At 72.5% G+C, this 18865-nt stretch carries 17 protein-coding genes; 13 read left to right on the top strand and 4 right to left on the bottom strand.

The genetic code is table 11. The features are described from left to right. The first annotated feature begins 108 nt into the window (after nucleotides 1-108). The 8 genes from ACZ6RC_RS25335 to ACZ6RC_RS25300 all read left to right on the top strand — a co-directional run bounded on the left by ACZ6RC_RS25335 (nucleotide 109) and on the right by ACZ6RC_RS25300 (nucleotide 8790). Complete coding sequence (locus ACZ6RC_RS25335; RefSeq protein WP_469587206.1) at nucleotides 109-1065, top strand: helix-turn-helix transcriptional regulator; 957 nt, start codon at nucleotides 109-111, stop codon at nucleotides 1063-1065. A gap of 16 nt (nucleotides 1066-1081) precedes the next feature. Beyond that, nucleotides 1082-2038, top strand: coding sequence for a helix-turn-helix transcriptional regulator (locus ACZ6RC_RS25330; RefSeq protein ID WP_391144787.1), 957 nt, complete (start codon nucleotides 1082-1084; stop codon nucleotides 2036-2038). Between the two features lie 81 nt (nucleotides 2039-2119). Beyond that, nucleotides 2120-2374, top strand: coding sequence for a hypothetical protein (locus ACZ6RC_RS25325; RefSeq protein WP_391144790.1), 255 nt, complete (start codon nucleotides 2120-2122; stop codon nucleotides 2372-2374). 107 nt (nucleotides 2375-2481) lie between these two features. Next, nucleotides 2482-2679 carry a hypothetical protein gene (locus ACZ6RC_RS25320; protein ID WP_391144792.1) on the top strand — a complete coding sequence of 66 codons (198 nt, stop codon included), beginning with the start codon at nucleotides 2482-2484 and terminating at the stop codon, nucleotides 2677-2679. A 182-nt stretch (nucleotides 2680-2861) separates the two neighbouring features. Further along, a complete protein-coding gene (gene tatA, locus ACZ6RC_RS25315) occupies nucleotides 2862-3146 on the top strand; it encodes a Sec-independent protein translocase subunit TatA (protein WP_391144794.1) in 285 nt (94 codons plus the stop codon). A 104-nt stretch (nucleotides 3147-3250) separates the two neighbouring features. Continuing rightward, on the top strand, nucleotides 3251-4153 hold the full coding sequence (gene tatC, locus ACZ6RC_RS25310) for a twin-arginine translocase subunit TatC (RefSeq protein WP_391145338.1): 903 nt from the start codon (nucleotides 3251-3253) through the stop codon (nucleotides 4151-4153). Nucleotides 4154-4351: 198 nt separating this feature from the next. Beyond that, nucleotides 4352-7183, top strand: coding sequence for a DEAD/DEAH box helicase (locus ACZ6RC_RS25305; RefSeq protein WP_469587201.1), 2832 nt, complete (start codon nucleotides 4352-4354; stop codon nucleotides 7181-7183). A gap of 200 nt (nucleotides 7184-7383) precedes the next feature. Beyond that, a complete protein-coding gene (locus ACZ6RC_RS25300; RefSeq protein ID WP_469587197.1) occupies nucleotides 7384-8790 on the top strand; it encodes a cytochrome P450 in 1407 nt (468 codons plus the stop codon). A gap of 61 nt (nucleotides 8791-8851) precedes the next feature. Here ACZ6RC_RS25300 and ACZ6RC_RS25295 read toward each other — a convergent pair whose 3' ends face one another. The 3 genes from ACZ6RC_RS25295 to ACZ6RC_RS25285 form a co-directional block, all read right to left on the bottom strand. After that, on the bottom strand, nucleotides 8852-9808 hold the full coding sequence (locus ACZ6RC_RS25295) for an ADP-ribosylglycohydrolase family protein (RefSeq protein ID WP_469587194.1): 957 nt from the start codon (nucleotides 9806-9808) through the stop codon (nucleotides 8852-8854). Between the two features lie 212 nt (nucleotides 9809-10020). Next, nucleotides 10021-10857 (bottom strand): siderophore-interacting protein, encoded by an 837-nt coding sequence (locus ACZ6RC_RS25290; protein ID WP_391144804.1) that lies wholly within the window; start codon nucleotides 10855-10857, stop codon nucleotides 10021-10023. Nucleotides 10858-10942: 85 nt separating this feature from the next. Next, complete coding sequence (locus tag ACZ6RC_RS25285; RefSeq protein ID WP_391145341.1) at nucleotides 10943-11848, bottom strand: 5'-3' exonuclease; 906 nt, start codon at nucleotides 11846-11848, stop codon at nucleotides 10943-10945. A 321-nt stretch (nucleotides 11849-12169) separates the two neighbouring features. On the opposite strand from ACZ6RC_RS25285, the gene ACZ6RC_RS25280 reads away from it, so the two are divergent. The 4 genes from ACZ6RC_RS25280 to ACZ6RC_RS25265 all read left to right on the top strand — a co-directional run bounded on the left by ACZ6RC_RS25280 (nucleotide 12170) and on the right by ACZ6RC_RS25265 (nucleotide 16738). Further along, nucleotides 12170-13372, top strand: a complete 1203-nt coding sequence (locus ACZ6RC_RS25280) for a quaternary amine ABC transporter ATP-binding protein (RefSeq protein ID WP_469587190.1) — start codon at nucleotides 12170-12172, stop codon at nucleotides 13370-13372. Further along, on the top strand, nucleotides 13365-15173 hold the full coding sequence (locus ACZ6RC_RS25275; protein ID WP_469587187.1) for an ABC transporter permease/substrate binding protein: 1809 nt from the start codon (nucleotides 13365-13367) through the stop codon (nucleotides 15171-15173). Before ACZ6RC_RS25280 ends, ACZ6RC_RS25275 begins: the two co-directional genes overlap by 8 nt. 240 nt (nucleotides 15174-15413) lie before the next feature. Then, a complete protein-coding gene (locus ACZ6RC_RS25270; protein WP_391144812.1) occupies nucleotides 15414-15965 on the top strand; it encodes a helix-turn-helix domain-containing protein in 552 nt (183 codons plus the stop codon). Beyond that, on the top strand, nucleotides 15962-16738 hold the full coding sequence (locus tag ACZ6RC_RS25265; RefSeq protein ID WP_469587183.1) for a helical backbone metal receptor: 777 nt from the start codon (nucleotides 15962-15964) through the stop codon (nucleotides 16736-16738). Before ACZ6RC_RS25270 ends, ACZ6RC_RS25265 begins: the two co-directional genes overlap by 4 nt. On the opposite strand, the gene ACZ6RC_RS25260 is transcribed toward ACZ6RC_RS25265, so the two are convergent. Next, on the bottom strand, nucleotides 16665-17822 hold the full coding sequence (locus tag ACZ6RC_RS25260; RefSeq protein ID WP_469587179.1) for a TDT family transporter: 1158 nt from the start codon (nucleotides 17820-17822) through the stop codon (nucleotides 16665-16667). The genes ACZ6RC_RS25265 and ACZ6RC_RS25260 overlap by 74 nt on opposite strands. A gap of 70 nt (nucleotides 17823-17892) precedes the next feature. Between ACZ6RC_RS25260 and ACZ6RC_RS25255 the strand changes: the two genes are divergently transcribed. After that, nucleotides 17893-18855 (top strand): LysR family transcriptional regulator, encoded by a 963-nt coding sequence (locus ACZ6RC_RS25255; RefSeq protein WP_469587176.1) that lies wholly within the window; start codon nucleotides 17893-17895, stop codon nucleotides 18853-18855. Nucleotides 18856-18865 lie beyond the last annotated feature (10 nt).

Below are 18865 nucleotides of genomic sequence, written 5' to 3'. Positions count from 1 at the left end.
GAGGGCCCATGCCGTCCGGCATGGGCCCTCGGCTTTTGCCGCGACACCCCGGGGCGGTACGGTCGGACGTCCGAGAAGTCAATCCGGCAGAAGAGGTGCAGGGCGTCGATGGCGATTGCCAAGGCCGAGCGGCTGATGAATCTGGCGCTGTGCCTGCTCGGAACCCGCCGCCCGCTGAGCAAGCGCGAGCTGCGCGGCTCGATCGAGGCCTACCTCGAAGCCGGCGGAGACGACGCCTTCAACCGGATGTTCGAGCGCGACAAGGACGATCTGCGCGAACTCGGCCTGGTCATCGAGACCGTCGAGAACCTGGAGGGCGAGACGGGCTACCTCGCCCGCCGCGACTCCAACCGCCTGCCGGCCATCACCCTCGACGCCGAGGAGGCCGCCGCGCTCGGCCTCGCCGCCAAGGTCTGGCAGCAGGCCCGCCTCGCCGGCGCCGCCAGCGGCGCCCTGCAGAAGCTCCGCGCCGCCGGGATGCCCGAGGCGGAGGACTCGTACGACGTCCAGCACAGCGCCCTCGAACCGCGGATCCCCGTGCACGAGGCCGCCTTCGAGCCCCTGATGCTCGCCTGCCGCGACCGGCGGCCCGTGGTCTTCGACTACCGCAAGGCCACCGCGGCCCGCCCCGAGACGCGCCAGGTCGAACCATGGACGCTGGAATGCTGGCGCGGCCACTGGTACCTCGCCGGATGGGACCGCGAACGCGGCGCCGAGCGGGTCTTCCGCCTCTCCCGCATCACCGGCAAGGTCCGCTCGCGGGCCGGCGCCTTCACCGCGCCCGTGCCCGACGTCGTCACCGTCCGCGAGACCGTCGAGAGCTGGGCCGGCGAGACCGCCACCCGCTCCGCCCGGATCCGGCTGCGCGCCGGCTGCGGCTATCCGCTGCGGGCCCGCGCCCAGTCCGTACAGGAGGGGACGGACGGCTGGGACGAGCTGGAGATCCCGTACGGGCACGGCCTCGACGCCTGGCTCGTCGAGTTCGGCCCCGATGTCGTCGTCCGGGAACCCGCGGATCTGCGGGCCGATGTGATGGACCGGCTGCGCGCCGTGGCCAAGGGCTGAAGGGGAGACGTACGGCATGGCCGCGAACGCGATCGACCAGACGAGGCGGATGCTCTCCCTCGTCACCTACCTACGGGAACGCCCCGGTGCCCATGTCGCCGACGTCGCCCGCGCCTTCGGCATCAGCGAGGACGAGCTGATCTCCGACCTCGACGTGCTGCCCATGTGCGGCACCAGCTTCCGGGGCGGCGACCTGCTCGACATCGACACGGACGGCGACCGGATTTGGTGGCACAACCCCGACGACGTGGCGGCCCCGCTGCGGCTGGCGGCCGACGAGGCCACCGCGCTGCTGGTCGCCGCCCGGGCCGTGTCCACCCTGCCCGGCCTGCGCGAGAGCGACCGCGAGGCGCTGCTGCGGGCCACCGCCAAGCTGGAGGCGGCGGCCGGGGAGGCCGCGGGCGCCAGCTCCCGCCTCTCCGTGACCTTCGAGTCCGAAGGCGGGGTCTTCGCCGAGGTCGACCGGGCCATCTCGGAGCGGCGGCGGCTCTGGGTGCGGTACTACTCACCCGCGCGGGACGAGCTGACCGAGCGGGAGGTCGACCCCATCCGGCTCTTCGCCGTCGGGCACACGTACATGGAGGCGTGGTGCCGGCTCTCCGAGGCGCGGCGCACCTTCCGGCTCGACCGCGTCGCCGAGATCCGGATCCTCGACGAGCACGCGGCGCCCCCGGAGCTGGAGCTCCGGGACCTCTCCGAGGGTCTGGTCCAGCCGTCCGCCGACGACCCGGAGGTCGTCGTGGAGGTCGGTCCCGGCGGCCGCTGGGTGGCGGAGTACTACCCGCACGACCGGGCCGAGGAGCTGGCCGACGGCGGGCTGCGGATCACCCTCCGGACGCCCGCTCCCGCCTCGCTGCGCCGGCTCGCGCTGCGGCTGGGCAGCGACGGGCGGATCGTCTCCCCGCCCGAACTGGCCGACAGCGCGAGGGCGGCTGCGACCGCCGCACTGGCCGCCTACGACGGCGTGGAGTGACCCCCGCCCCCGGGGCGACGGGGGAAGGCCGGGAATCGAGGGGAATGTGACATTCCCCCAGAAGGATGAGAGAAGAGGGACATGTCCGTGATGCACGGAATGACGGCGTCGATCGCACCGGTCTTCTTCAAGGCCGCCTGCCCCGACTGCCGCTCCCGCTGCGAACTCTCCGCGAGCGCGCTGCGCCTCGCGATCGGGGCCAGCCGTCGCACCACCTTCTACTCCTTCACCTGCCCCGAGTGCGGCAGCGCGGTCCGCAAGCCGGCCGGCGAGCGGATCATCGAACTCCTCACCGGCGGCGGGGTGCGGACCCTGCGTCTGCACTCCACCGTCTGAGACCGGGCCCGGCCCCACGCGTTCCGTTTCCCGCCGTGGCCGGCCGGTTCCCGTCCCCGCGGCGGTACCGTCCGGCGCGGCGTCCGTACTACCCCTAGGCTCGCCCCATGTTCTGGCCCATGCTCGCCATCGCACTCGGATTCCTCGGGATCGCCGTCCTCGGTGTCCTCGGCATCAAGGTCTTCGTGGAGGCCCAGCGGCTCGGCCGCCAGGTCGCCGGCACCACGGAGCGCATCAATCGCGCGGCGGAAGACCTCGAGAAGGCGGCCGCCGACCTGGCCCGTACCGGCGACACGCTGCGCTGATCCCTGCCGTACGCTGCACGAAGCGGCTTCGCGAGGCAGCGGGGGCCGCAATGGTGAGTATGCACAGGCATTGCCCGGCGTTTACTCCTGCGGGTTACGATCGCAGACAGCGCGGTGGCCGGACGCATGTCCGACCCGCCGGACACGCACTCAATGTCGCCTCGGTGAAGAAGGTAAACGCTATGGGTAGGCTCGGCCCCACCGAGATCATTCTCATCCTCGTCGTCATCATCCTGCTCTTCGGCGCGAAGAAGCTGCCCGACATGGCCCGTTCGCTGGGCAAGTCGGCCCGCATCCTCAAGAGCGAGGCCAAGGCGATGAAGTCGGACGACCAGCAGAGCGCCCCCGCGGACCCGCCGCACCCCGGCGCCCCGGACCAGGCCGTGCCCCGGACCATCCAGGCCGCGCCCGGCGACGTGACCAGCGCGCGTCCGGTGGCCGAGCCGACGGACACCACCAAGCGCTGACCCGGTCCGCCGCGGCCGCCGCACCGAGCGGCGGCTGCCGCACGAGATGAGGACGTGGGTTGCTCAAGTCTGCCCGCAAGCAGGAGAAGGATCCCGAGGGCCGCATGCCCCTCGTGGAGCACCTGCGTGAGCTTCGCAACCGCATGGCGAAAGGCCTGCTGGCCATCGCCGCGGTCACCGTCGTGGCCCTCGTGTACAGCGAGGACCTGATGCAGTTCCTGACGAGGTCGGTGCCCAAGTGCCCGTCGGGCGTCACCAGCGACGGCGGAAACTGCGCGATCGTCTCCTTCAACACGCTGATCGCGCCCTTCAGCACCACGATCCAGGTCAGCCTCGTCACGGGTCTCGTCGTCGCGAGCCCGGTCTGGCTGTACCAGCTCTGGGCCTTCATCGCGCCCGGCCTGCACAGGAGCGAGAAGAAGTACACCTACGCCTTCGTCGGCGCCGCGGTCCCGCTCTTCACGGCCGGCGCCTACCTCGCGTACCTCATCCTCCCCATCAGCGTGAAGGTGCTCATCAGCCTCACGCCCGGTGGATCCGCGAACATCCTCTCGCTCGGTGACGTCCTCGACTTCACCCTGCGGATGGTGCTCGTCTTCGGCCTCGCGTTCGAGCTGCCGCTCGTGCTGGTGATGCTGAACCTCACCGGCGTCCTCACCGGCCGACGGATGGCCGGCTGGTGGCGTGGCGTGATCATGGGCGTCTTCGTCTTCGGCGCCGTCATCACCCCCACCACGGACCCGATCGGCATGCTGGCCCTCGCCGGGCCGATCACCATCCTCTACTTCGCGGCCGTCGGCTTCTCGCTCCTCAACGACCGGCGCCGCAGGCGCAACAACCCCGACGCCGAACTCGACGACGACGAGGCCTCCGTCCTCGACCTCAACCCCGAGGCCGTCGCAGCGGTCGAGCCGGTCAGCGCCGCGCCCGCCCTTCCCGAGCAGGCCACCGGCGACTCGGACGGCGCCCGGGCGCACCGGCAGATCGGCTACGACGACATCACCTGACCCGACCGGGTCCTCTCCCCCCGGACAGGCGTCCGGGGGGACACCCGTCTCCGGGGGTGGTCCCCGGCCGTCGGCGCTCACGGAACGTCGTACGACGACGGCGCTCCGTGCCCCCGCGCCTCCGCTTCCCGCGCTCCGCACGGCAGGTCGTTAAAGATCGCGTCACTGTCAGAGGTGGCGGGTAGGCTCGACGACAAGATGACAGAGGACCTCACACCAGCCGAAGCGTACGCAGCCGCCCGGGCCCGCAATGCCGAGCAGGCCACCGCGCTGGCCCCCTTCCGCGAGATGTACGAGTTCGATCTGGACCCCTTCCAGATCGAGGCGTGCCAGGCACTCGAGGCGGGCAAAGGCGTGCTCGTCGCGGCACCCACGGGCTCGGGCAAGACCATCGTCGGCGAGTTCGCCGTCCACCTCGCCCTCCTCCAAGGGCGCAAGTGCTTCTACACGACACCCATCAAAGCGCTGTCGAACCAGAAGTACGCCGACCTCGTCAAGCGGTACGGCAACGCCAAGGTCGGCCTGCTCACCGGCGACAACAGCGTCAACGCCGCCGCGCCGATCATCGTGATGACCACCGAAGTCCTCCGCAACATGCTGTACGCGGGCTCCCAGGCGCTCTCCGGCCTCGGGTACGTCGTCATGGACGAGGTCCACTACCTCTCGGACCGCTTCCGCGGCGCCGTCTGGGAGGAAGTGATCATCCACCTCCCCGAGTCGGTCACCCTCGTCTCGCTCTCCGCGACCGTCTCCAACGCCGAGGAGTTCGGCGACTGGCTCGACACCGTGCGCGGCGACACCGAGGTCATCGTCTCCGAGAGCCGCCCCGTGCCGCTCTGGCAGCACGTGCTGGCCGGCCGGCGGATGTACGACCTCTTCGAGGAGGAGACCGACCACGGCGGCCGCGGCGCGTCCCGCCGCGAGGTCAACCCCGACCTGCTGCGCCTCGCCCACACCGAGAACTCCCGGACGTACAACCCCCGCGACCGGCGCCGCGGCAAGATGATCCGCGAGGCCGACCGGGAGCGCGAGCGCCGCCAGCGCTCCCGCATCTGGACGCCGGGCCGACCGGAGGTCATCGACCGGCTCGACGCCGAGGGGCTCCTGCCGGCCATCACCTTCATCTTCAGCCGCGCCGGCTGCGAGGCCGCCGTCCAGCAGTGCCTCTATGCCGGCCTGCGGCTCAACGACGACGACGCCCGCCGGCGCGTCCGGGAGATCGTCGAGGAGCGGACCGCCTCCATCCCCACCGAGGACCTGCACGTCCTCGGGTACTACGAATGGCTCGAGGCGCTGGAGCGGGGCATCGCCGCCCACCACGCCGGCATGCTGCCCACGTTCAAGGAGGTCGTCGAGGAGCTGTTCGTCCGCGGCCTGGTCAAGGCGGTCTTCGCCACCGAGACCCTCGCCCTCGGCATCAACATGCCCGCCCGGTCCGTGGTCCTGGAGAAGCTGGTCAAGTGGAACGGCGAGCAGCACGCCGACATCACCCCCGGTGAGTACACCCAGCTCACCGGCCGCGCGGGCCGCCGCGGCATCGACGTCGAGGGCCACGCGGTCGTGCTCTGGCAGCGCGGCCTCGACCCCGGCCACCTCGCCGGCCTCGCCGGCACCCGCACGTACCCGCTGCGCTCCAGCTTCAAGCCGTCGTACAACATGGCCGTCAACCTGGTGGACCAGTTCGGGCGGCACCGCTCCCGGGAACTCCTCGAAACGTCGTTCGCGCAGTTCCAGGCCGACCGGTCCGTCGTCGGCATCTCCCGGCAGGTCCAGAAGAACGAAGAGGGCCTGGAGGGCTACCGGGAGGGCATGACCTGCCACCTCGGGGACTTCGAGGAGTACGCACGGCTGCGCCGCGACCTCAAGGACCGCGAGACGGAGCTGGCCAAGCAGGGCGCCGCACAGCGCCGCGCCCAGGCCGCCGCCTCCCTGGAACGCCTCAAGGCCGGCGACGTCATCCACGTCCCCACCGGGAAGTTCGCCGGGCTGGCGCTCGTCCTCGACCCGGGCATCCCCGCCGGCCGGACCAACGGCCACCGCGGCTTCGAGCACCACGACGGGCCCCGCCCGCTCGTCCTCACCGCCGAGCGGCAGGTCAAGCGGCTCGCCTCGATCGACTTCCCCATCCCGGTCGAAGCCCTGGAGCGCATGAGGATCCCCAAGTCCTTCAACCCGCGCTCCCCGCAGTCCCGCCGCGACCTCGCCTCCGCCCTGCGCACCAAGGCCGGGCACATCAACCCCGAGCGGCACCGCAGGGACCGCTCGCCCGCCGCCGACGACCGTGAGATCGCCCGGCTGCGCACCGAACTGCGCGCCCACCCCTGCCACGGCTGCGACGAGCGCGAGGACCACGCTCGCTGGGCCGAGCGGTACCACCGCCTCCAGCGCGACACCCGCCAGTTGGAGCGGCGCATCGAAGGCCGCACCAACACCATCGCCCGCACCTTCGACCGGATCGTCGCGCTGCTCACCGAGCTCGACTACCTCCGGGGCGACGACGTCACGGACAACGGCAAGCGGCTCGCCCGCCTCTACGGCGAACTCGACCTGCTCGCCAGCGAATGCCTCCGCGAAGGTGTCTGGGAGGGGCTCAACCCGGCCGAACTCGCCGCCTGCGTCTCGGCCCTGGTGTACGAGGCGCGGCAGGCCGACGACGCCGTCCCGCCGAAGCTGCCGACCGGCAACGCCAAGGCCGCCCTCGGCGAGATGGTGCGGATCTGGGGGCGGCTCGACGCCCTGGAGGAAGAGTTCAAGATCAACCAGGCGGAGGGGGTCGGCCAGCGCGAACCCGACCTCGGCTTCGCCTGGGCCGCGCACCAGTGGGCGTCCGACCGGGGGCTCGACGAGGTGCTGCGGGAAGCCGAGATGCCCGCCGGCGACTTCGTGCGCTGGTGCAAGCAGGTCATCGACGTCCTGGGACAGATCGCGGCGGCAGCGCCGAAGGACGGCGACAGCACCGTCTCCAAGAACGCGCGCAAGGCCGTCGAGGCGCTGCTGAGAGGTGTCGTGGCGTACAGCTCCGTGAGCTGACGCCCAAGGGCGCGAAGGCGGACCGCCGTACGCGGGGCGCCGAAGTAGCCGGGAGGGGCCCGTGGTTGACGCCACGGGCCCCTCCCGGCTTTCTGCCCACCCGTCAACCACAGGCAGTTGTCCACAGGGGTGGCGGAGGGTCGGTCCTCTCCGATTCCATGGAGACACACACCGGGCAACACCAGGGGGAGGGAACGCTCGTGACCACGCAAGCCGGTCCGGCCGCCGCCGACAGGGCGACCGACGGACCTACGATCGTGCCGGGGCCACGGGGCGTGCCGCTGCTGGGGAACCTCCCCGAGTTCGGCAAGGATCCGCTCGCCTTCTTCGAGCGGCTGCGCGAGCGCGGAGACTTCGTCAGCTGGCAGTTCGGCCGCGGGCGCGCCCTCTTCATCGCCCACCCCGACACCATCGGCGAACTCCTCACCGAAGTCGAGCGGACCTTCGACCAGCCCGACCTCGGCATCGCCTTCCGCACCCTCCTCGGCAACGGCGTGGTCGTCGCCAAAGGCGCCGACTGGCGCCGCAAGCGCTCCCTCGTCCAGCCCTCCGTCCGGCCCAGGCAGGTGCGCTCCTACGCCGCCACGATGGCGGAGTGCGCGGTCGACCTCGCCGACCGGTGGTCCGACGGCCGGCGGATCGACATCAAGAAGGAGATGGCCGCCCTCACCCAACTCATCGCCGTCCGCACCATCTTCGGCGTCGACACCGCCGCCGACGCCGAGGCCATCGGCAGCGCGATGGATATCGCGCAGAAGGAGATCGGCGCCGAGTTCAGCGGCCTGGGCGCCCTGCTGCCCGACTGGGTCCCGACTCCGGGGCGGGCCAGGATCAAGCGGGCCACCGCCGTCATCGACGCCGAGGTGAGCCGGATCGTCGCACGCCACCGCGAGGGGGACGGCGAACGGCCCGACCTCCTCAGCCGGCTCCTCACCGCCCAGGACGAGACCGGGGCCCGCCTCTCCGACCGGGAGATCCGCGACGAGACCGTCACGCTCTACATCGGCGGCCACGAGACCACCAGCTCCACCCTCGTCTGGGCCTGGCAGCTCCTGTCGCAGAACCCGCGAGTCCGCGACGCCCTCACCGAGGAGCTGGACCGGGTCCTCGGCGACCGGGAGCCCGGCTTCGACGACTACGCCCGGCTGACCTACACCCAGGCCGTCGTCAAGGAGACCCTGCGGCTCTACCCGACGATCTGGCTCCTCACGGGCATCGCCAAAGAAGGCGCGACCCTCGGCGGCATGCCGATACCCGCCGGCACACGGGTGTGGAGCAGCCAGTGGGCCACCCACCGCGACGGGCGCTGGTTCCCCGACCCGGAGGAGTTCCGCCCCGAGCGCTGGGACACCACCGAGGGCGGGGCCGCCGAGGAGATACCGGAATACGCCTGGTTCCCCTTCGGCGGCGGACCGCGCGTCTGCCTCGGCACCCGGTTCGCCATGGTCGAGGCCGTCCTCGTCCTGGCGGTCCTCGCCCGCAGGTTCACCGTCACCGTCGACCCGGGGGAGATACGCCCCGTGCCCAGCCTCACCCTCCAACCGGACCGCGAGGTCCTGGCGACGGTGCGGGCTCGTGCGACCGGCAGCGGCACGACCGAGGACTGAGCTGCGGGAATGGGGGGAGCGGTGCCGACGTGGGACTCCCGGGGCGGCGGGGGAGACAGCGTCAGTGTGCGGCTCCCGCGCGGGTCAGGGACACGGCCAGGTCGCGGAGCTCGGGGGCGCGCAGGACGCGGTCGCCGAATCCGGGGAGCGGGACGTGGAGGGGCGCCGTCCAGCGGGGCGGGATCGCGGAAGGGCCGTGCACCGCGCCGGCCAGCATGCCGGTGACCGCTGCCACGGTGTCCGTGTCCCCGCCCAGGTCGATCGCGACGGACAGCGCCGCCTCGAAGGAGGTGGTCGTGCGCAGGGACCACACCGCAGACGCGAGGCAGGGCCAGACGGCGCCGTTGAACTCCGTGGCGTCGTCCGGGTGCCAGGAAGGGGCGAGAACGCGCGACCAGCGCTCCCGGTGGGGCGGGGCGACCGCGGCGAGGGTGGCGGGCAGGGCCTCGAGGGGGTCCTCGCCGAGGAGGGCGACACGGACGAGCTCGTGGAGGATGGCGGTGCCCTCCCAGGCGGCGCCGTCGCCATGGGTGAGAGCGGCGAGGGGGCGGGCCGCGTCCATCGTGGCCTCGCGCCCGGCGGAGGCGAAGTACACGGCGGAGGTGGAGGCGCGCATGAGGGAACCGTTGCCCGCTGCGCGGCCGTTGATCTGGAAGTGGAGGGCGGCTGCCGTGTCCCACGGGTCGCCGCTCGTGAGGACGTCCTCCGTCTGGAGCCCGATGTCCTTGGGTTCGGCCGCCGCCCACGCGCGGAACCGGTCGAAGACGTCCGGCAGGTCGAGGCCGCCCCGGTCGAGGAGCGACTCTCCGACGAGCACGGCCATCTGGGTGTCGTCGGTGGCCTCGCCCGGGTCCCAGCCGCCGCCTCCGCACATCGTGCCGACACCATCGGGGAAGCGCGCGCTGAAGCCCCCCGGCAGCCCGAACTCGAAGGGAGCTCCGAGGGCGTCCCCGACGGCGGAGCCCAGCACGGCCCCTACGGCTCGGTCGATCGCGGGCATCGGGTGCGTGGGGCTCATCGCGTCAGCCTAGGTGACGTTCGGACCGCTTTCACGAGTCGGGACCTGCGGCCTTACCGTCGCCAACTCCCGGTCGGGGAGCGGTGATCGAGGAGGGGAAGGGGCCCGCCGCGAAGCCGGGGACCCAGGCGGGTGGAGGTGGAGGGGAGGGAGGGAGGGAGGGAGGGGGAGGGCCCCCTGAGGCGGTCCGAGTCTCGCGGGGCCCTGGCGGGTCAGGATTCCTGTTCGCGTTCGACCTGGTCGTTCCAGTCGCGCTTGATCGCGCGCCAGGCCTCGTCCGTCTTGCCCAGGCGCCAGTAGCCCGAGATCGAGAGGCGTTCGCGGGGGACGGCGCGGTCCAGGCGGAGGTGGCGGCGGAGGTCCTTGACGAAGCCCGCCTCGCCGTGGACGAAGGCGTGGAGGTCACCGGGCGGGAACTCCAGGCCGCGTACCGCCTTCAGGAGGGCCTCGCCCGTCGGGCGGTCGCCCCGGTGGAGCCAGGTCAGTTCCACTCCCGGGCCCGTCGCGAGCTTCTGCTCCTCCGTCGCGTCGGCGACCTCCAGGAAGGCCTGGACGACCGCCCCTTCCGGGAGCCGTTCGAGAGCCACCGCGATCGCCGGAAGCGCGCTCTCGTCGCCCACGAGGAGGTGCCAGTCGGCGGCCGGGTCCGGGGCGTATCCGCCGCCCGGTCCGAGGAACCGCATGATCTCGCCGGCCTGGGCCCGCGCCGCCCAGGGGCCGGCCAGGCCCTCGTCGCCGTGGACCACGAAGTCGATCGTCAGCTCGCGCTGGACCGGATCCCAGTTCCGTACCGTGTAGGTCCGGGTGGTGGGCCACTGCTCGCGCGGGAACTCCGCGCGGATGCGGTCCATGTCGAACGGTTCCGGATAGCTCACGCCCTCGGGGGCGAAGAGCAGCTTCACATAGTGGTCGGTGTGGTCGCCGACCTCGAACGCGTCGAGTCCGGCCCCGCCCAGCACCACCCGCACCATGTGCGGAGTGATCCGCTCCGTGCGCACGACACGTGCCTCGTGGGCCTTCGGTGCCTTGCGCGCCGGCTGCTCTGCCACGACGTCTCCCTGGCTTCGGTGTACCGAGATGAACTTAGGTTTACCTAAGCTAGCATCCTTCGGGATCTCCGCCCAGGAGCTTTCGTCACCGCTCCAGCACCGTCAGCAGCCGGCCCACCGCCCCGCCCAGCCCCCACCGCTCCACCAGCGCGGCCAGCATCGCCGGGTCGTGAGGCGCCTTCGGCAGGGCCGGGTCGAACTCCGGCAGCGGTACGTCACCGGCGACCCGGACGACCGTCGGGGCCACGTCCAGATAGGCCGCCGCCTCCACGATCCCGCGCCGCTTCGCCGGCGTCAGCTTCGACGTGCGGTCCACGGCGGCCGCGCGGACGCCCGCCAGATCGCCGTACTCGGTGATCAGCTGAGCGGCCGTCTTCTCCCCGATGCCCTTCACGCCGGGCAGTCCGTCGCTGGCGTCCCCGCGCAGGGCCGCGAAGTCGGCGTACTGGTCGGGCCGCACCCCGTACTTCGTACGGATCATCTCGTCGTCGACCAGGTCGCAGTCGCCGACGCCCTTGCGGGGGTACAGCACGCGCACGCCGCGCTCGTCGTCGACGAGCTGGAACAGGTCGCGGTCGCCGGTGACGATGTCCACCGGCCCCTTCGCCCGGCCCGCGAGCGTCCCGATGACGTCGTCCGCCTCGTAGCCGGCCGCCCCGATCCGGGCGATGCCGAACGCCGCCAGGACCGCCTCGATCACCGGCACCTGCGGCGACAGCGTGTCCGGGATCTCCTCCTCGTCCGGGCCCTTCTCCGTCTCCACGGCCACCCGGTGCGCCTTGTACGAGGGGATCAGGTCCACCCGCCACTGCGGACGCCAGTCGTCGTCCCAGCACGCCACCAGCTCGTCGGGGCGATGGTCCTGTACGAGCCGGCCGATGAAGTCGAGGAGTCCGCGTACGGCGTTGACCGGGGTGCCGTCCGGGGCCCGGACGGAGTCCGGCACGCCGAAGTACGCGCGGAAGTAGAGGGAGGCGGTGTCGAGAAGCATCAGGCGTGGCGTCGTCACCCCCCGATCATGCCGCACCCCACCGACATCGACCCCGTGACGACATCGACCCCCACCCCACCACGCGGTTCCCGCCCGGAGCCGGTTTCCGTCGTGACGCCCGTCACCTTTGCGTTTGGTGTCAGGGGGCCCGGGCAGGCGCGGGCCCGGAGCGGACCCGGTACGGGATTTAACGATCGAATCCCGTGCACAGGGAGACGCGGGCCGAACCCGTCCCGCTCCACGGCCCGGCCGCGGGGTGGGGGTCCCCCAGGACGGAGTCCTCGGGGGAGGGCCGTATTCGTTGCTACGCGTGAGGTATATGTGTCCAGGCTCCAGGCCGATCACCTGTACAAGGTGTTCGGCAGACGACCCGATGAATCCGTCAAGAAGCTCGCCGACGGCGCGGACCGCGACGAGCTCCGTGCGGAAGGCACGACCGCGGCCGTGATCGACGCGTCCTTCGTCGTCGAGCCGGGCCAGATCTTCGTCGTGATGGGTCTGTCCGGATCCGGCAAGTCCACCCTGCTGCGCATGCTCAACGGGCTGCTCGACCCCACCGCCGGCCGTGTCCTGTTCGACGGCAAGGACCTCACCGCGCTGAGCCCCCGCGACCTGCGCGCCGTGCGCTCGCAGAAGATCAGCATGGTCTTCCAGCACTTCGCGCTCTTCCCGCACCGCAGCGTCCTGGAGAACGCCGCCTACGGCCTGGAGGTCCAGGGCGTCCCGCGCGCCGAGCGCCTCGCCCGCGCCGCCGAGGCGCTGGAGCTGTGCGGTCTCGCCGGCTGGGAGGACTCCTGGCCCGACGAGCTGTCCGGCGGTATGCAGCAGCGCGTCGGCCTCGCCCGCGCGCTCGCGACCGACGCCGACCTGCTTCTGATGGACGAGTCGTTCAGCGCCCTCGACCCGCTGATCCGCCGTGACATGCAGGACCAGCTCCTGGAACTGCAGAAGCGGCTGAAGAAGACCATCGTCTTCATCACCCACGACCTCAACGAGGCCATGCGCCTCGGCGACCGGATCGCGGTGATGCGGGACGGCCGGATCGTCCAGCTCGGCTCCGCCGAGGACATCCTGCTCCGCCCCGCCAACGACTACGTCGCCTCCTTCATCCAGGACGTCGACCGCTCCCGCGTGCTCACGGCCGCCGCCGTGATGACCGACCCCGAGCCCACGGCCGCCGTGCCCGGTCCGGCCGCGTCCACCGCCGACGCCGCACCCGCCGTGACCGGCCCCGCCGCGTCCACCGCCGACGCCGCCGAGCCCGCGGCCGCCCCCGCCGGTACCCGTCGGGCCGCCGCCGACGCCTGCGGCTGCGAGACCGTCGGCCCCGACACGCTGGTCGCGGACCTGTGCGCCGTCAGCGCCCGCGTCCCGCACCCCGTGGCCGTCAAGGACGCCGACGGCACCCTCCTCGGTGTCGTACCGCAGTCCCGTCTCATCGGTTTCATCGGTGACGAGCAGAGGCCCCCCACCGCCTGCGACGCCCCGGCCGCCGACGTCGAGGAGGTGCCCGCCCATGCCTAGGCTCCCCCTCGGTCAGTGGGTCGACAGCGCCGTCGACTGGCTGCAGATCCAGCTCTCCTGGCTCTTCGACGCCATCAGCACCGCCGTCACCGGTCTCTACGACGGGATCGACGCGGTCCTCGCCGCTCCCGAACCGCTGCTCTTCGCCGGCATCCTCGCCGTCGTCGCCTGGTGGCTGCGCGGCCTCACCGCCGGTGTGCTCGCCTTCGCCGGCTTCGCGCTCGTGGACTCCATCGAGCTGTGGGACGACGCCATGTCGACCCTCTCCCTGGTGCTCGTCGCGACCCTCGTCACCCTCGTGATCGCCGTACCGCTCGGCATCTGGGCGGCCCGCTCCAAGACCGTCAGCGCCGTCCTGCGCCCGGTCCTGGACTTCATGCAGACCATGCCGGCGATGGTCTACCTCATCCCCGGCATCATCTTCTTCGGCGTCGGCGTCGTCCCCGGCATCATCGCCACCATCGTCTTCGCGCTGCCCCCGGGCGTGCGGATGACCGAGCTCGGCATCCGCCAGGTCGACGGCGAACTCGTCGAGGCGGCCGAGGCGTTCGGCACGACCCCGCGCAACACGCTGCTGCGCGTGCAGCTACCGCTCGCCCTGCCCACGATCATGGCCGGCGTCAACCAGGTGATCATGCTCGGTCTCTCCATGGTCGTCATCGCCGGCATGGTCGGCGGCGGCGGGCTCGGCGGCGCGGTCTACCGCGCCATCGGCAACGTCGACATCGGCCTCGGCTTCGAGGCGGGCATCTCCATCGTCATCCTCGCCATGTACCTGGACCGGATCACCGGCGCGCTGGGCCGTCAGGTCTCGCCGCTCGGCCGCCGGGCGCTGGCCAAGGCCCGCGCCGCGGTCGCCTCCCGCACCGGGGCGAAGATCTGGAGCCACCGCCCGCAGCCCGTCACCGCCCTCGTGGGCGTCGTGATCCTCGCGCTCGTCGCCGGCGGCATGGGCTTCTTCGGCGCCGGGGAGCCGACGACCACCGCCGACGGCGGCAAGAACGTCGGCCAGGGCAAGAAGATCAGCCTCGGCTACATCCCCTGGGACGAGGGCATCGCCTCGACCTTCCTCTGGAAGGAACTGCTGGAGCGCCGCGGCTTCGAGGTCGACACCAAGCAGCTGGAGGCCGGCGCGCTCTACACCGGCCTCGCGGGCGGCCAGATCGATTTCCAGACCGACGCCTGGCTTCCCGTCACCCACGCCCAGTACTGGGAGAAGTACCGGAACAAGCTGGAGGACCTCGGCTCCTGGTACGGACCCACCTCCCTGGAGCTGTCCGTGCCCTCCTACATGAAGGGCGTCGACTCCCTCGACGACCTCAAGGGCAAGGCCGGGCAGTTCAAGGGCCGGATCGTGGGCATCGAGCCCAGCGCCGGCATGATGGGCATCCTCAAGGACAAGGTCCTGGACGACTACGGCCTCAAGGGCGAGTACAAGGTCCTCGACGGCTCGACCCCCGGCATGCTGTCGGAGCTGAAGCGCGCGTACGACAAGAAGGAGCCGGTCGTCGTCACGCTCTGGTCGCCGCACTGGGCGTACTCGACGTACGACCTGAAGAAGCTCGAGGACCCCAAGGGCAGCTGGGGCAAGGGCGACGGCGTCCACACCCTCGCCCGTAAGGGCTTCTCCTCCGACAACCCCGAGGTCGGCGCCTGGCTGAAGAACTTCAAGCTGACCGAGAAGCAGCTCACGGACCTCGAAGCCGTCATCCAGAAGACCGGCAAGGGCAAGGAACAGGACGCGGTCCGCGGCTGGCTGGAGAAGAACCCCGGTCTCGCCGAGAAGCTGACCCCGCAGTAGGGGTCGCCCGGGAGCGTGACGGACCCGTACGGCCTCCTCGGAGAGTCCGGGACGGGCACCGGAACGGGATTTACGACTGCTGTCCGAAAAGGGGTGGTCGCCGAGCGTATTCGGCGGCCACCCCTTTTCGCCACGACGCGAAACCCTGCCCCAAAGCTGCGTAAGGTGCAGGTAACCGACGAGTACGAGGCGACCCGCCCGTACGGGGTACGAGCCCGAGGCACGAGGGAGGGAGCCGGCATGGACGACAAGGAATCCTTGCGCGTGGGCGCGGCCGTCAAGAGGCGCCGCAGAGCGCTCCAGCTCACCCTCGCCGTCGTCGCCTCCCGCAGCGGGCTGTCCGTGCCCTTCCTCAGCCAGATCGAGAACGAGCGGGCCCGCCCCAGCACCCGTTCCCTCCAGCTCGTCGCGGGCGCCCTGGACACCACGGCCGGCGAACTGCTCGCCGCCGCCGAGGCCGCCCGCACCGTCGACATCGTCCGCTCGCACGAGTCCGCCGGCGAGCTGCCCCCCGGCGTACGGTCCGTGGTCCGGGGCCGCCACCAGCTGCACGCCCTGGAGTTCACCGGCGAGCAGGACGCCGGCCGCGAATTCCTGCACCGCAACGACGAGTTGCTGTACGTCGCCGACGGCGCCGCCGAGGTCGAGGCGGAAGGCCGCGCGTACCGGCTCGAACGCGGCGACACCCTCTACCTCTCCGGCGGCGTGCGGCACCGGTGGCGCGCGACCGAGGCCGGCACCCGCCTGCTCGTCGTCGCCGTCGCCGAACACATCGAGGCCAGCGACGCATGACCCCGGCCGGACCCCCGCGCGGCGTACGCAGCGTCGTCTCCCTGGTCCCCTCCCTGACCGAGGCCATCGCCGTCACCGCCCCCGGCCTGCTGGTCGGCGCCACCGACTGGTGCACCCACCCGGCCGGCCTCGACGTCGTCCGCGTCGGAGGCACCAAGAACCCCGACGTCCCCGCGATCACCGCCCTGCGCCCCGACCTCGTCATCGCCAACGAGGAGGAGAACCGGGCCCCCGACCTGGCCGCCCTGCGCGCCGCCGGTCTCGACGTCCTGGTCACCGAGATCTGCGACCTCGACCAGGCGTTCGCCGAGCTGGCCCGGGTCCTGCGGGCCTGCGGCGCCGCCCCGCGCCCGCGCTGGCTCGCCGAGGCGGAGGAGGCGTGGGCGGCCGTGGACCCGCGGGCGCTCGACGGGGGCCCCGCCGACGGGTCCGCGCGGCCCGCCGCCGTCGTGCCGATCTGGCGCCGCCCCTGGATGGTCCTCGGCCGGGACACCTTCGCCGGCGCCGTCCTCGCCCGGCTCGGTGTCCGTCAGCTGTACGCCGACCACGCCGAGCGCTACCCTCGCCTCCCCCTCGACGAACTCCGCGCCGCCGGTGCCGACCTCGTCGTGCTGCCCGACGAGCCGTACCGCTTCACGCCCGACGACGGGCCCGAGGCCTTCCCCGGCCTGCCCGCCGCCCTCGTCAGCGGACGGCACCTCACGTGGTACGGACCCTCGCTCGCCGAGGCGCCGGCCGTGCTGACCCGGGCCCTGCGAGCAGCGCGCCGCTGACCAGCCCGCGCAGGGTGTGCGTGGCGGCCACCAGCCAGGCCGCCACGAGGACCGCGTACAGCACGATCGCGAGCCAGCGGAAGGCGTCGAGCCCGGTGTGCCGCGCCAGCCCCTCCGCGCCGGTCACGCACGTACCGACGGGGAAGGTGAACGCCCACCAGGTCAGCGCGAACCCCATGCCCCTGCGCCGTGCCCGCAGCACGAGGGCGCCGGCGAGCGCCAGCCACAGCAACGCGAAACCCATCACGGGCACGCCGTAGAGAACGGCGAACGCGCCGAAGCCGTGGGCGTACGGGGCGGGCAGGACGCCCGGAGCCGCGTCGGCGAAGGTGTTCGCGGCGGTCGTCGACTGGCCGAGCGGGCCGAGGACCAGGAAGAGGGTGGGGGTCAGCGCCAAGGGCGGCGGACCGCCGGTGACGAGCCGGCCGAAGACGAGCGGCAGCATGGTGAGGGTGGCGAGCAGGCTGATGCCGAACAGGGCGTAACAGGCGATGAGCAGCGTCTCGCGCGCCTGCCCCGCGGGCAGATGGGGCAGCAGCAGCGGGCCGAGGGCCGCGGAGACCATCGGCGCCACGACGGGGAGCAGCCACACCGGAGAGGCGGCCTCGATCCGGTGGCGCACCACCATGAGGTACGGGATCGCCACGGCGGCGGCCAGGCCGATCAGCGTGCCGGCGGTGAAGAGGACCGTGTCGATCGCGAGGGCCGCCGGGAGGCCGATCCAGTCCCTGCCGAGGAGCAGTGTGCCGCCGCCGACCGCCAGCAGGGCCATCGACAGGCAGCCGTAGAAAGGCGCCACGGCCGGGTCGAGCAGATGCTCCCTTGCCCGGTCGCGATGGTGGATCCAGTGCAGGGCGCGGGCCGTGAGCAGGGCCAGGAGGAGAACCGAGGAGAGCGCCCAGACGGCCGTGCAGGCGGTGCGGAGTCCCGGAACGTGCACCGGGAGGTTCGCTCCGGCGGTGGCGACGACGGCGGTGCCCATCACGGAGGCGTACCAGTTGGGGCCGAGGTGACGGACCGCGGCCGCCCGCACGCCGGGGGTGGTGGCGAGGGGGGCCGGACGGGAGGGTGCGAGTGTTGCCATGCGTCCACCGTCGTCCGGCCGGGGCCGCCCCACCAGGGATCATGAGCCTATGACGCCATAAGCTGGATTTATGACCGGCCAGATGCACAGCGCCAGCGGCGAGCACCCCTCCGACGGGGGAGCGCCCCTCTCCCACCGGGTCCCGGACCTCGGGGCGCTCGAACTCCTGCTGGCCGTCGCCCGCCACGGGAGCCTCGGACGGGCGGCCCGGGAGGTCGGGATCACCCAGCCCGCGGCGAGCAGCCGGATCCGTTCGATGGAGCGGCAGCTCGGGGTGGCCCTGGTGGACCGCTCGCCGCGCGGTTCGCGGCTCACGGACGCGGGGGCCCTGGTGACGGACTGGGCGCGGCGGATCGTGGAGGCGGCGGAGGCTTTCGACGCGGGCGCCCAGGCGCTGCGCGGGCGCCGGGACTCGCGGCTGCGGGTCGCCGCGTCGATGACGATCGCGGAGTACCTGCTTCCGGGGTGGCTGATCGCCCTGCGGGCGCAGCGGCCGGACACGGCGGTGTCCCTGCTGGCGGGGAACTCGGCGGTGGTCGCGGAGCGGCTCCTCGCGGACGAGGCGGACCTCGGGTTCGTGGAGGGGCTCGCCGTGCCCGACGGCCTGGACGGGGCGATCGTGGCCCACGACCGGCTCGCCGTGGTCGCCGCGCCGTCCCATCCCTGGGCCCGCCGCCGCAGGCCGCTGGACCCGGCCGAGCTGGCCGCGACCCCGCTGATCCTGCGCGAGCGCGGCTCGGGCACCCGGCAGGTCCTCGACTCGGCGCTCTCGGCCCACGGCGGGCTCGCCAAGCCGCTCATGGAGCTGGCCTCCACGACCGCGGTGAAGGCGGCGGCGGTGAGCGGCGCGGGTCCGGCCGTCCTGAGCGAACTGGCGGTCGCCGAGGAGTTGGCCTCCCGCCGCCTGGTCGCGATCCCCGTCGCGGGCGCCCTGCTCCGGCGCGACCTCCGCGCGGTCTGGCCGACGGGGCACCGGCCCACGGGCCCGGCGCGGGACCTGCTGTCGCTGACGCGGGCGACGCCGACGGGGTGAGACCGGGGTG

The sequence above is a fragment of the Streptomyces sp. NPDC048353 genome (assembly GCF_055587165.1).
The sequence above is the reverse complement of the archived record's forward strand: the minus strand, read 5'-3'. Positions and strand labels throughout refer to the sequence as shown.

What these genes read in the sequence shown, in the direction of transcription:
- ACZ6RC_RS25325 (WP_391144790.1), top strand. Translation starts at nt 2,120, where the DNA reads ATGTCCGTGATGCACGGAATGACGGCGTCGATCGCACCGGTCTTCTTC.
- ACZ6RC_RS25285 (WP_391145341.1), bottom strand. Translation starts at nt 11,848, where the DNA reads ATGCTTCTCGACACCGCCTCCCTCTACTTCCGCGCGTACTTCGGCGTG.
- ACZ6RC_RS25270 (WP_391144812.1), top strand. Translation starts at nt 15,414, where the DNA reads ATGGACGACAAGGAATCCTTGCGCGTGGGCGCGGCCGTCAAGAGGCGC.
- ACZ6RC_RS25335 (WP_469587206.1), top strand. Translation starts at nt 109, where the DNA reads ATGGCGATTGCCAAGGCCGAGCGGCTGATGAATCTGGCGCTGTGCCTG.
- ACZ6RC_RS25305 (WP_469587201.1), top strand. Translation starts at nt 4,352, where the DNA reads ATGACAGAGGACCTCACACCAGCCGAAGCGTACGCAGCCGCCCGGGCC.
- tatA (WP_391144794.1), top strand. Translation starts at nt 2,862, where the DNA reads ATGGGTAGGCTCGGCCCCACCGAGATCATTCTCATCCTCGTCGTCATC.
- ACZ6RC_RS25295 (WP_469587194.1), bottom strand. Translation starts at nt 9,808, where the DNA reads ATGAGCCCCACGCACCCGATGCCCGCGATCGACCGAGCCGTAGGGGCC.
- ACZ6RC_RS25320 (WP_391144792.1), top strand. Translation starts at nt 2,482, where the DNA reads ATGTTCTGGCCCATGCTCGCCATCGCACTCGGATTCCTCGGGATCGCC.
- ACZ6RC_RS25275 (WP_469587187.1), top strand. Translation starts at nt 13,365, where the DNA reads ATGCCTAGGCTCCCCCTCGGTCAGTGGGTCGACAGCGCCGTCGACTGG.
- tatC (WP_391145338.1), top strand. Translation starts at nt 3,251, where the DNA reads ATGCCCCTCGTGGAGCACCTGCGTGAGCTTCGCAACCGCATGGCGAAA.
- ACZ6RC_RS25265 (WP_469587183.1), top strand. Translation starts at nt 15,962, where the DNA reads ATGACCCCGGCCGGACCCCCGCGCGGCGTACGCAGCGTCGTCTCCCTG.
- ACZ6RC_RS25330 (WP_391144787.1), top strand. Translation starts at nt 1,082, where the DNA reads ATGGCCGCGAACGCGATCGACCAGACGAGGCGGATGCTCTCCCTCGTC.
- ACZ6RC_RS25260 (WP_469587179.1), bottom strand. Translation starts at nt 17,822, where the DNA reads ATGGCAACACTCGCACCCTCCCGTCCGGCCCCCCTCGCCACCACCCCC.
- ACZ6RC_RS25255 (WP_469587176.1), top strand. Translation starts at nt 17,893, where the DNA reads ATGACCGGCCAGATGCACAGCGCCAGCGGCGAGCACCCCTCCGACGGG.